The organism is Mesorhizobium sp. (genome assembly GCF_004962245.1).
Classification (GTDB): Bacteria; Pseudomonadota; Alphaproteobacteria; order Rhizobiales; family Rhizobiaceae; genus Mesorhizobium.
In genome coordinates this window covers 81,258-92,542 of record NZ_SUHQ01000019.1, presented here as the reverse complement: position 1 = coordinate 92,542, position 11,285 = coordinate 81,258, and the positions used below count along the sequence as shown (strand labels likewise).

At 63.9% G+C, this 11,285-nt stretch carries 10 protein-coding genes; 5 read left to right on the top strand and 5 right to left on the bottom strand.

The window, feature by feature from the left end:
- Window positions 1-7 precede the first annotated feature (7 nt).
- Window positions 8-1,222, bottom strand: a complete 1,215-nt coding sequence (locus E5X88_RS20645) for a GGDEF domain-containing protein (RefSeq protein WP_292164537.1) — start codon at window positions 1,220-1,222, stop codon at window positions 8-10.
- Window positions 1,223-1,556: 334 nt separating this feature from the next.
- Here E5X88_RS20645 and rpe point away from each other — a divergent pair, with 334 nt between their 5' ends.
- Together rpe and E5X88_RS20635 are read left to right on the top strand one after the other, a co-directional pair.
- The gene (gene rpe, locus E5X88_RS20640; protein ID WP_292164535.1) at window positions 1,557-2,234 is read left to right on the top strand and encodes a ribulose-phosphate 3-epimerase; all 678 of its coding nucleotides are present in this window, start codon (window positions 1,557-1,559) and stop codon (window positions 2,232-2,234) included.
- Between the two features lie 164 nt (window positions 2,235-2,398).
- The gene (locus tag E5X88_RS20635; RefSeq protein WP_292164533.1) at window positions 2,399-3,760 is read left to right on the top strand and encodes a malonyl-CoA decarboxylase; all 1,362 of its coding nucleotides are present in this window, start codon (window positions 2,399-2,401) and stop codon (window positions 3,758-3,760) included.
- A 60-nt stretch (window positions 3,761-3,820) separates the two neighbouring features.
- Here E5X88_RS20635 and nagA read toward each other — a convergent pair whose 3' ends face one another.
- Genes nagA through E5X88_RS20615 form a run of 4 tightly spaced genes read right to left on the bottom strand, consistent with a single transcriptional unit; the run spans window position 3,821 to window position 7,699 of the window.
- A complete protein-coding gene (nagA, locus tag E5X88_RS20630; RefSeq protein ID WP_292164531.1) occupies window positions 3,821-4,999 on the bottom strand; it encodes an N-acetylglucosamine-6-phosphate deacetylase in 1,179 nt (392 codons plus the stop codon).
- A complete protein-coding gene (locus E5X88_RS20625; protein ID WP_292164529.1) occupies window positions 4,996-6,042 on the bottom strand; it encodes an SIS domain-containing protein in 1,047 nt (348 codons plus the stop codon). The genes nagA and E5X88_RS20625 overlap by 4 nt, the downstream gene beginning before the upstream one ends.
- Window positions 6,039-6,821 (bottom strand): GntR family transcriptional regulator, encoded by a 783-nt coding sequence (locus E5X88_RS20620; protein WP_292164526.1) that lies wholly within the window; start codon window positions 6,819-6,821, stop codon window positions 6,039-6,041. The genes E5X88_RS20625 and E5X88_RS20620 overlap by 4 nt, the downstream gene beginning before the upstream one ends.
- Window positions 6,818-7,699, bottom strand: a complete 882-nt coding sequence (locus tag E5X88_RS20615; RefSeq protein WP_292164523.1) for an N-acetylglucosamine kinase — start codon at window positions 7,697-7,699, stop codon at window positions 6,818-6,820. The genes E5X88_RS20620 and E5X88_RS20615 overlap by 4 nt, the downstream gene beginning before the upstream one ends.
- A gap of 199 nt (window positions 7,700-7,898) precedes the next feature.
- Between E5X88_RS20615 and E5X88_RS20610 the strand changes: the two genes are divergently transcribed.
- From E5X88_RS20610 to E5X88_RS20600, 3 genes are all read left to right on the top strand, one after another.
- Window positions 7,899-8,855: an N-acetylmuramic acid 6-phosphate etherase gene (locus E5X88_RS20610; protein ID WP_292164521.1), complete on the top strand. Its 957-nt coding sequence runs from the start codon at window positions 7,899-7,901 to the stop codon at window positions 8,853-8,855.
- Between the two features lie 2 nt (window positions 8,856-8,857).
- Window positions 8,858-10,117 (top strand): ABC transporter substrate-binding protein, encoded by a 1,260-nt coding sequence (locus E5X88_RS20605; protein ID WP_292164518.1) that lies wholly within the window; start codon window positions 8,858-8,860, stop codon window positions 10,115-10,117.
- A 243-nt stretch (window positions 10,118-10,360) separates the two neighbouring features.
- The gene (locus E5X88_RS20600) at window positions 10,361-11,284 is read left to right on the top strand and encodes a carbohydrate ABC transporter permease (protein ID WP_292164516.1); all 924 of its coding nucleotides are present in this window, start codon (window positions 10,361-10,363) and stop codon (window positions 11,282-11,284) included.
- Window position 11,285: the final 1 nt, after the last annotated feature.

The window sequence follows — 11,285 nt, the reverse complement described above, 5'->3', positions numbered from 1 at the left end:
CGGATCATCATCGAACAGGTCGAACTGTATGGGCCGACATCTCTGTCTCTCCATCGACCTTCGAACTTGAGAATTCTTGGGCAATCGTACGATTGCGCCCGGTCCGCTTCGCTTCGTAAAGCCTTGCATCGACCCGCTTGTACAGGCTCGACCAGGCATCGCTGGATTTGAACGTTCCCACGCCGAAACTCGCGGTGAGCTGCCTCGCGCCCGCCAGCGCGGAAAAACTGGTGTTCTCGATGGCGATCCTTAGTCGTTCGGAGCATTCATAGGCTTCCTCGGCACTGGTATCTGGAAGGAACACCGCGAATTCCTCGCCGCCAAGCCGGCCGACGATATCGCCTTTGCGCGATGATTTGCGCAGCACACGTCCGACCTCTCGCAGGACATTGTCGCCGACGTCATGACCGTGGGCGTCGTTGATGCTCTTGAAATTGTCTACGTCGCACAAGACGAGCGATGCGGTGCCTTGTCCGCCGTTTCGCAAATAGGCGGCCGAACGCTCTTCAAAACCGCGGCGGTTCAGAACGCCGGTCAGCAGGTCGGTATCGCGCTCCCGGCGGAGATCGTCAATCACGTCGGTAACGGCGGCGGCGAGGATTGCCAGGGCGAGGCCTACACCGAGCACAGCAAGAGAAAGCTGAAGCAGCTGCCAAAACATCGAGTTCGCGAAGGCTGTTTTATCGGTGGGCACCGAAAGCCCGACCGTCAATAAGGTCCGTGGGAAAAAATGCAGGGCGAATGCCAGGAGAATCCAAAACAGCACCCTGTCGACGTACCGGCCTCCGGCAAGGGGCGAGAGTCGCACTGCTGCAACGAGCAGGATGATCCCGTACCCGAAATTCTGGATGTAGACCCGGGCAAGAAGGTTGCGGTCAACGTAGAAGAAATACGCCAGTAGAAGCGTGAATCCGATCAGGACCGCCGCGTCCATTCTCAGGCCGAGCCTCGTTCCCGAGCGGAGGAGGATACCCTCGGCCGCTGCGAGGACAGCCGATGTATAGATCGCGCCAGACACGATTGCATTGGGTCCGGCCCCTGGCGGCCAACCGAGAATCTGGGATATCGCACCAAGAGCAAACAAAGCGCACGCGCTCGCCAGCACGAGGAGATAACTTCGCTTTCGTTCGATAAGCCAGGCGCAGACGAAGGCAATCCCAAAGACAAGCAATATTCCAGGGCTTATCAACGAGAGTGTGGTCCTGACGATCGCCCCGTCCATGATGCAATCTTCCTGTTACGCCGAGACGCCGCCCTTGATATGCGTAGTCCCGATCGCCGCGGGCATACTCCGAAACCTTTATCCAATTCGATAAGAAAAGCTTTGGATTCGAAATCGGTCTGGTTCCTTTCAGCTGGACCTCACGGTGCACGGTCGGCTGAAACAGCGCAGCAGCCAGAGCACTTTGCAGCCAAGTGAAATCACTTGGCGTCGCAGAAATACGGCTAAAACAAAGAGATAGAGCGGGACGCGCTGTCCGATTTCTGCCACGACGACTGGCCATTTTCGGGCCGATGCGATAGGGCGGGAGCGGGCTCAAGAACGGGAAGCGGACATGGCTCACAAGACCCTGATCGCGCCATCGGTGCTGGCGTCGGATTTCTCGAAGCTCGGCGACGAGGTCGAGGCGGTGGCGGCGGCCGGCGCCGACTGGATCCACCTCGACGTCATGGACGGCCATTTCGTGCCCAACATCACCTTCGGCCCGCCGGTGATCAAGGCGATCCGCAACCGCACCAAGGCCTTCTTCGACTGTCATCTGATGATCGCGCCGGCCGATTCCTATCTGGAGGCCTTCGCCGAGGCCGGCTGCGACGGCATGACGGTGCATGCCGAGGCCGGGCCACATCTCGACCGTTCGCTGCAGACGATCAGGAATCTCGGTAAGAAGGCCGGCGTGTCGCTTAATCCGGCGACGCCGGAAACGGCAATCGAATATGTGCTCGACCGGCTCGATCTGGTCCTGATCATGACCGTCAATCCGGGCTTCGGCGGCCAGGCCTTCATTCCGGGTGTCGTCGACAAGGTGAAGCGTGTGAAGGCGCTGGTCGGCAGCCGGCCGATCCGGATCGAGGTCGACGGCGGCATCTCGCCGGAAACTGCACCGTTGGTCACCGCGGCCGGCGCCAGCGTGCTTGTCGCCGGTGCGGCCATCTTCAAGGGCGGCAGCGTCGAAGCCTATCGGACGAACATCGAGGCGATCAGGACAGCGGCCGACCGGGCGGCCGGCTGACGCGCTGCGGCTGCCGGTCCGCCGTCGCCGGCACACGCTCCCTCCGGTCAGGAATTCGTTGGCCGACGCCGGCGCGCTTGTGCTCATGAGATGCGGTCCCATATTGTCTGTTTCATCCTCATGCCTTTCCGGGCCCGCAGGCTCCTCTTCGACGGTCGGGATCGATGAACCGCAGCCCTTTCTTTGTTGACCTGCTGAACACCATCGCCGATCGCGGCCGGATGATGCTGAACCTCGTTCGCGGTGACGAGCCGATTTCAGTCGACAGCCTGGCACGTCTGTGCGCCCGTCTGCTTTCCAGCCAGGGCGAGGCGTCGGGCGTCGCCTATGCTCGGGAGATACTCGATCGCTGGCGCACCCTCGACGCCGACGGAAGGCTGGCGTTCCTGCATGTGCTGCGCGATCGTTTCGGCACCGATCACACCAGGCTTGCCGCCGCGGTGGATGCCTATCGGGCCGCGCCCGACGATCGCACGGCGTTTGCCCTGCACGACGCCGCCGAGCCGGCCAGGCAGGAGCTCTTGCGCCGCCTGAACCTGGCGCCTGGTGGCATCGAGACCCTCGTGCGCGTGCGCGAGGACCTGCTTAGCCGGCTGATCACATCGCCCGACCTCGCCATCGTCGATGCCGACTTCACGCACCTCTTGTCGTCGTGGTTCAACCGCGGCTTCCTGGTGCTGCGGCGGATCGACTGGTCGACGCCGGCCAACATATTGGAAAAGATCATCCGCTACGAGGCGGTGCACGCCATCCACAACTGGGACGATCTGCGCCGCCGGATCGAGCCCGACGACCGGCTTTGCTACGCGTTCTTTCATCCGCAGCTCGGCGACGAGCCGCTGATCTTCGTCGAGGTCGCGCTCACCCGGACGATGCCGACGGCGATTGCTGAGCTGCTTGCCGACGAGCGGCCGTCGGTGCAACCACGGCAGGCCACGACGGCGGTGTTCTATTCCATCTCCAACTGCCAGGAGGGCTTGCGCGGCATCTCGTTCGGCAATTTTCTGATCAAGCAGGTGGTCGAGGATTTGCGCCGCGACCTTCCCGGCCTGACCGATTTCATCACGTTGTCTCCGGTGCCGGGTTTTGCCCGCTGGCTGGCCGAGCAGGCCGAAACCATCCCCGGTGCCGCTCAAGTGCTGGATCTCCTTGCCAATGAGGGCTGGCATGCGGACGCCGCCACGCGCGACCGCGCGGGCCAGGCCCTGCTCCCCCTGGCAGCGCAGTATTTCCTCGAGGCCCGCACCGCGTCCGGCAAGGTGATCGACCCCGTCGCCCGGTTCCATCTCGGCAATGGCGCTCGGCTCGAGCGCATCGACCATCTCGGCGACCTGTCGCCCCGCGCCCTGCGTCAGGCGCATGGCCTGATGGTCAACTACCGCTACAAGCTCGACGATATCGAGAAGAACCACGAGCTGTTCGCCGCCAGGAACGATGTGGCGGCCGCGCCCGCCGTGCGCCGCCTGCTGCCGAAAGTGGCGAGACCGGCCGCGCTTCGGCTTCCGGCGCAACCTCAGGGCCAATGAGGACAAGAGGGACATATGAACAACCACCCGCTTCAGGCAGTGGGCCGAACGGCTGGCGCCTCAGGCGCCCCTTGCGACACCAGCTCCAAAAACCCTGTTGCCGCCGATCCAGACGCTTTTGACGTCCAGATCGTCCGACAGCGAAACAATATCGGCGGTGGTTCCGTTGGCGAAGCGCCCGAGCCGGTGTGATTGGCCCATCGCTTGCGCCGGATAGAGCGAAGCCATGCGCAGCGCCTCCGACAGGTCCAGTCCGACAATGCGATGGACGAAGCGCACGGCGGAGATCATGTCGAGATCGGCGCCCGCCAGCGTGCCGTCGGCCAGCCGCAGGCTGCCGTCCTTGCGGTGGATGGTGCGGCCGTTGAGCGTGAACGAGGTCATATCGGTGCCGATCGTCGCCATCGCGTCGGTGACAAGGACGATTCTTCCCGGCCCCTGCTTGGCGCGCAAGGCAATCGCCATGGTGGCGGGATCGACATGGATGCCGTCGGCGATGATGCCGGCAAACAATGTGCCGGTGTCGATGGCCGCACCCGCCAGCCCCGGCTCACGATTGCCGATCTGGCTCATCGCGTTGAACAGATGGGTAACCACCGTAGCACCCGCATCGGCGAAGGCGCGCGCCTTGGCGTAACCGGTGTCGGAATGGCCGAGGCTGACGATAACACCGGCCCCAGCGAGCGCCGAAACGCGCGCGGGGTCGACGGATTCGGGCGCTATCGTCGTCAGCAGCACCGGCAGATTTTTCCGTGTCGCAATCAGCATCGCTTGGTCGGCATCCAGCATCGGCCGGATCAATGCCGGATCGTGCGCACCCTTGCGGGCGATCGACAGATGCGGACCTTCCAGATGCAGGCCCAAAAAGCCAGGCACTTTCTGCTGTGTGGCCTCGGCCCCCGCCGCAACCGCTGCTGCGGTGATCTCGGTCGTGTCGGTGATCAGCGTCGGCAGCAGCGCCGTCGTGCCAAAGGGTGCGTGCGCCCGGCAGATGGTTTCGATCGAGGCGACATCGGGATGGTCGTTGAGCATGACGCCGCCGCCGCCATTGACCTGCAGGTCGACAAAGCCCGGCACAAGCATGCCGCCGCCGGTCTCGATACGCGCAACACCGGACGGAATGGCGCCGGCGGCAACGATGGCCTCGACCAGGCCGTCGCGCACGACAAGGGCGGTATTGTCGTGCCAGTCGTCGCCGTCGAATATCCGGGCGCCGGTCAGGGCAAAACGGTCGCTCATGTGGTTTCCGTGACCTTGCGAAGATTGGGCGGCGCGTCGGGATCGAGGCCGCGATGGCGGGCAAAGGCCTCGACGAAGCCATAGAAGGACACGATCAGCGTCAGTGGATCGGTCAGTGGATGGCCGGTGGCGACATGCGGCAGCTGCTGAGCAACCTTTGCCTTGTCCGAGGTGACAAAGACAGCCGCACCCTTGCCCGCCAGGCTATCGGCGGCCTCGGCGACCGACGGCTCTGAAGCATCGCGGGCGGCGAGCGCCAGCACCGGAAAGCCGGGCCCGACCAGCGCCAGCGGCCCATGCATGACTTCGGCCGCGCTATAGGCCTCGGCATGCATGGCGCAGGTCTCCTTGAACTTCAGCGCCGCCTCGTTGGCAAACGCCGAGGACGGGCCGCGACCGAGGATGAACAGCGATCTTGGCGTCTCCAACGCACCGGCCAGCGCCATCCAGTCACAGGCGATCGCCTTGCGGAAATGCTCCGGCAGCCGGGCGAGCGCCGCCAGCAATTTGTCGTCGCCGGTGCTGTGCGCCATCAGGGCAAGACCGGCGACCGCCGAATTGACGAAGGTCTTGGTCGCCGCAACACTGCGCTCCGGCCCGGCTAAGATATCGATGGCGTAATCCGAGGCTCGCGCGAGCGGCGAATCGGCAGTGTTGGTGATGGCGACGGTCAGCGCGCCGCCGGCCCTAGCCGCTTGCGCCATGGCGACGATATCCGGGCTCTTGCCAGACTGTGAGATGGCGAGGCAGGCCGAGCCGGCGAGCTTGAGTTTCGCACCATAGATCGAGGCGATCGACGGGCCGACCGAAGCAACCGCAAGGCCGGCGGTCAGCTCGACGGCATATTTCATGAAGGTGGCGGCATGGTCGGACGAGCCGCGCGCCACGGTGACGATAAAATGCGGGTCGCGTTCGCGGATGCCGCGTCCGGCCTCGGTCAGCACCGCTGCCGAACCATCGAGCAGGCGAGCGGTGGCCTCCGGGATCTCCTCGATCTCGCGCCGCATATGGGTAGTCCCCATTTGGGTGGTCGTCGCGCTCATGGCCGGCCCTCTTCGCCCGGCCCGCTCAGCCGGAGTTCGGCGACGAAATCATAGGCATCGCCCCTGTAGATGGAGCGGGTGAATTCGATCACCTTGCCGCTCGCCAGATAGGAAATACGCTCGATGTGCAGCCCGGCAATGCCGGGCGGCACTTCGAGCAGGCGCGCATCGCTGTCGCCGAGATTGGCTGCGGAGATGCGCTGCACCGCCCGAACCGGCCGGAGGCCCGTCGTTTCCAGCGCCGCGTAGAGCGAGGACCCTATTCCTGCCGGATCGGGCAGCACGCTTGCCGACAGTGCGGCGCGTTCGATCGCCAACGGCGTGTCGTTGGCAATGCGCAGGCGCGCCACGCGCGCCACCAGCTCGTTCGACGACAGGCCGAGCACCATCATTTCGTCGGGCGACGGCGCATAGAGGCCGCGGTCGAGCCAAGCCGATCGCACGGCCATGCCGCGCCGGGCCATGTCCTCGGTGAAGGATGTCAGCCGCGACAATGATTGCTCGACACGCTCCATGCGCGGCGCGACGAAGGTGCCGGAGCCGTGGCGCTGGACCAGGATGCCGCCCTTGACCAGATCCTGCACCGCCTTGCGCACGGTGACGCGCGAAATGTCGGCCTTGGTGGCGATGTCGCGCTCGGAAGGCAGTGCGTCACCCGGTCCGATCAGGCCGCGATTGACCGCGTCCTCGATGCTCTTCCTGAGCTGCAGATAAAGCGGCGCGCCGCTTTGCGACGATTGTTTCAGCGTGGCGAAGATCTGGTCGGCGGCTTCGTTCATCGCGGTGCCTCCACCGCGCTGGCGAAGACACGAACCGCCATCTGCACCGCGCCGCCCAGCGCATCGTCGAGCGGCGGCTTCAGCAGCGCCCGGTAGCGCGCCGACAGCCGCGGGGCATAAAGCGGCGCCAGCCCGCCGAGCAGGCACAGAGGATCGTCGCCGCCGAGATCGAGCACGCCGAGTGCCGCCTCGACATCGCCGACCGCCTTGTCGAGGATCCAGTTGGCGACGATGTCGCCCTTGGCGGCATGGTCGAAGACCTTGGGCGCGAAGCCGCCGAAATCGCCAGGTTTGGCATTGGTGGTGAACTCGACCAAATCCTCGGGATTGTTGCGGAAGATGGCGAGCATGGCTTGCGTCAGCGGCGATCCCTCGCGGATGCCGTCATAGGCGAGCAGTGTCTGTTCGAGCAGGTCGCGGCCGATGCGGGCGCCGCTGCCCTGGTCGCCGACCTGGAAACCCCAGCCGCCGATGGCGCGCGACTTGCCTTGTCTGCGCGCCATATAGGCGGTGCCGGTGCCGAGAATGGCCATGGCGCCGTCGCCGGAGCCGACCGCGCCTTCCAGCGCGATCTCGGCGTCGGTTTCGACACGGCTCGCGCTGAACGGCAGAATGGCTTCGAGCTGCTGCCTGTAGGTACCGACATTGGCGCCGGCAAGGCCGAGTATGGCCGGGGTTTGCGGGATCAGTTCAGGGTCCTGCCCGGCGGCGACAAAGGCCTGCCGCGCCGCATCGACGATGTTGGCCCTGGCGCCGGTGAGGTCCGTGCGGATGTTGGCGGCACCGCTCTTGGCACGGCCGACGACGGTGCCGTCCGCTGTCGCAAGGGCTGCCCTGCAACTGGTGCCGCCGCCATCGATGCCAAGCACGAAATTCACGCGATTTCTCCTCCAGGCGGATAATACCAATAAAATACCAATAGCCAAGGGTTAATTTCGGTTTCAAAAAGATTAAGTCGTATTTTATTGAAAAATCTGCGCATTTTGCTGGTCGGCCACTCCTGGCGCAACGAATTCGTTAATCCGTGTGGACAAGTGGTATTTTTTTGGTATTGTTTTCTGGATTGGAGGAAAGCGGATGGCCGAAACGCGCACCGAAGCGCTTCACCAGAATGCCGAGGGGCTGGACATCCAGGCTCCGGACGCCATCCTTTCCTTTTTGGCCAATGCGCAGATCGAGGCCGCCCAGGCCGTGCGCGGCGCCATTCCTGCCATCGCCAAAGCAGCCGAGATCATCGCAAGCCGGCTGAAAAGCGGTGGCAAGCTCGCCTACGCTGCAGCCGGCAGCTCTGGCCTGATGGCGCTGGCGGATGCGCTGGAACTGCCGGGCACCTTTGGCATTCAGCGCGACCGCATCGCCATCCTGATCGCCGGCGGCGACGAAGCCTTCAAGACGCTGGCCGGCGGACCGGAGGACGATACCGACGAAGCCTCGGCATCAGTTGCCGCTGCCGGCATCGGCGAGGGCGACTGCCTGATCGCGGTCTCGGCCAGCGGCTCGACACCCTACGCTGTCAGCGCGATCGAGAACGCTAGGCGCCGGGGGGCGGCGACCATCGCCATCGCCAACAACAAGGATGCGCCGCTGCTTCGGCTGGCCGACATCGCCATATTGCTCGAAACGCCGCCGGAGCTGATCGCCGGCTCGACGCGCATGGGCGCCGGCACGGCCCAGAAGATCGTGCTCAACATGCTGTCGACGCTGACCGCCATCCATCTCGGCCATGTGCATGACGGCTATATGGTCAACCTCATGGCCGACAACATCAAGCTGCGCGACCGCGCGGCGCGCATCGTCGCCGCCATCAGCGGGCGCGACAAGGAGGATGCGGCGCGCCTGCTCGAGAAAAGCGGTGGCAGCGTCAAGACCGCCATTCTGCTCGCCGCCGGCGCCGCCAGTGCCGATGCGGCCGAGAAGATACTGGAGGGGACCGGCCAGAAGCTGCGACCGGCTCTTTCCGCGATCGAGGGGAGCATGGGGCAGAAAGCCCCTGTTCTCAAAACCGAACCTGAAAAAGGTCAACAGGGAGACTGAGCATGACAACGAAACTACTGACGGCACTTCTTCTCGGCACCAGCATTCTCGGCTCCGCCGGAATGGCCTATGCCCAGGATGTAACGCTCAACATCGAAAGCTGGCGCGGCGACGACCTTGCCATCTGGAAGGACAAGTTGATCCCGGCTTTTGAAGCCAAGAACCCGGGCATCAAGGTGGTGTTCGCGCCGTCGGCGCCGACCGAGTATGACGCCGCACTCGGCGCCAAGCTCGCCGCCGGCTCGGCAGGCGACCTGATCACCTGCCGCCCGTTCGACAAGTCGCTGGAACTCTACAAGAAGGGCAACCTCGCCGATCTTTCGACGCTGCCCGGCATGGAGAACTTCTCCGACGTCGCCAAGGCCGCCTGGCAGACCGACGACGGCAAGGCGAGCTTCTGCGTGCCGATGGCCTCCGTCATCCACGGCTTCATCTACAATAAGGACGCCTTCGATCAGCTCGGCATCAAGGTGCCGACGACCAATGAGGAATTCTACGCCGCGCTCGACAAGATCAAGGCCGACGGTACCTACATTCCGATGGCGATGGGCACCAAGGATCTCTGGGAAGCCGCGACCATGGGCTACCAGAACATCGGCCCAAACTACTGGAAGGGCGAGGAAGGCCGCGCAGCCCTGATCAAGGGCGAGCAGAAGTTGACCGACCCCCAGTGGGTCGAGCCCTACAAGGAGTTGACCAAGTGGAAGGACTACCTCGGCGACGGCTTCGAGGCGCAGACCTATCCGGACAGCCAGAACCTGTTCACGCTCGGCCGCGCCGCCATCTATCCGGCCGGCTCGTGGGAGATCGGGCTGTTCAACACGCAGGCGCAGTTCAAGATGGGCGCGTTCCCGCCGCCGGTACAGAAGGTCGGCGACACCTGCTACATCTCCGACCACACCGACATCGGCATGGGCCTCAATGCGGCCTCGAAGAACGCGGACGCCGCCAAGACCTTCCTGACATGGGTGGCCTCGCCGGATTTCGCCACCATCTACGCCAACGCGCTACCGGGCTTCTTCAGCCTGAACAACACCCCGGTGAAGATGGAAGACCCGCTGGCCCAGGAATTCGTCTCCTGGCGCGACAAATGCAAGTCGACGATCCGCTCGACCTACCAGATCCTGTCGCGCGGCACGCCGAACCTCGAGAACGAGACGTGGGTTGAATCGGCCAACGTCATCAACGGCACCGATACGCCGGAAGCTGCCGCCAAGAAGCTGCAGGACGGCCTCGACAGCTGGTACAAGCCGGCGAAGTAAGAGCTCAGACGACGGCCAGGTCGCGCCTCGCGCGCGGCCTGGCGTCAAAACTGCCCAATGACAGTCGACTGCGCCGCCCCTCATCCGCCTGCCGGCACCTTCTCCCCGTAAGCACGGGGAGAAGGACGAAGCCGCAACGCTGGCGGCCCCCTCTCCCCGTTCTTCACGGGGAGAGGGTAAGGGTGAGGGGCAGCGCCGCCGTCGAAAGCAATTGCAAAGACCTGATCGGCGGAGACCGAACACATGGCCGCAGCACCGAAACGACCGTTCCGCTGGCATATCGTCGTCTTCCTGGCGCCGGCGCTGCTAGTCTATACGGCGATCATGATCCTGCCGCTGGCCGGCACGCTGCAGCTTTCGCTGTTTCGCAACATCGACCAGGCCCAGGTCTTCGTCGGACTGGAAAACTTCCGCAGGCTGTTCGGCGATCCCAACTGGTCGGTCAATTTCTGGAACGCCCTCAGGAACAATGTCTGGTTCTTCATCATCCACATGCTGGTGCAGAACCCGATCGGCGTCCTTTTGGCCGCACTTCTGTCCAGCCCGCGGCTGAGATTCTCCGCCTTCTACCGCACGGCGATCTTCGTGCCGACGATCCTGTCCTTCGTTATAGTCGGTTTCGCCTGGAAGCTGATCCTGTCGCCGCTATGGGGCGTGGCGCCGAATCTGATGGATCTCGTCGGCCTGAAAAGCCTGTTCACGCCGTGGCTGGGCAAGGAGCAATATGCGCTGACCGCGCTCAGCCTGATCTCGGTGTGGCAGTTCGTCGGCATCCCGATGATGCTGATCTATGCCGCGCTGCTGTCGATCCCCGACGAGGTGATCGAGGCGGCTGAATGCGACGGCATCACCGGCATGTCGCAGTTCTGGAAGATCAAGCTGCCGCTGATCCTGCCGTCGATCGGCATCATCTCGATCCTCACCTTCGTCGGCAATTTCAATGCCTTCGACTTGATCTACACCGCGCAAGGGGCGCTCGCCGGACCGAATTATTCGACCGATATCCTCGGCACCTTCCTCTACCGCGCCTTTTTCGGTTTCCAGTTGCAGGTCGGCGATCCCAACATGGGCGCGGCGATCGCCACGATGATGTTCCTGATCATCCTTGGCGGCGTCTGCGTCTACCTCTTCCTCGTCCAGACGCGCCTGCGTCGCTATCAGTTCTGAG

Bases quoted from the DNA above. Each gene is read 5' to 3' on its own strand.
- E5X88_RS20610 (WP_292164521.1), top strand. From the start codon at position 7,899: ATGGCCGAAACGCGCACCGAAGCGCTTCACCAGAATGCCGAGGGGCTG.
- E5X88_RS20645 (WP_292164537.1), bottom strand. From the start codon at position 1,222: ATGGACGGGGCGATCGTCAGGACCACACTCTCGTTGATAAGCCCTGGA.
- E5X88_RS20600 (WP_292164516.1), top strand. From the start codon at position 10,361: ATGGCCGCAGCACCGAAACGACCGTTCCGCTGGCATATCGTCGTCTTC.
- E5X88_RS20605 (WP_292164518.1), top strand. From the start codon at position 8,858: ATGACAACGAAACTACTGACGGCACTTCTTCTCGGCACCAGCATTCTC.
- rpe (WP_292164535.1), top strand. From the start codon at position 1,557: ATGGCTCACAAGACCCTGATCGCGCCATCGGTGCTGGCGTCGGATTTC.
- E5X88_RS20625 (WP_292164529.1), bottom strand. From the start codon at position 6,042: ATGAGCGCGACGACCACCCAAATGGGGACTACCCATATGCGGCGCGAG.
- E5X88_RS20635 (WP_292164533.1), top strand. From the start codon at position 2,399: ATGAACCGCAGCCCTTTCTTTGTTGACCTGCTGAACACCATCGCCGAT.
- E5X88_RS20620 (WP_292164526.1), bottom strand. From the start codon at position 6,821: ATGAACGAAGCCGCCGACCAGATCTTCGCCACGCTGAAACAATCGTCG.
- nagA (WP_292164531.1), bottom strand. From the start codon at position 4,999: ATGAGCGACCGTTTTGCCCTGACCGGCGCCCGGATATTCGACGGCGAC.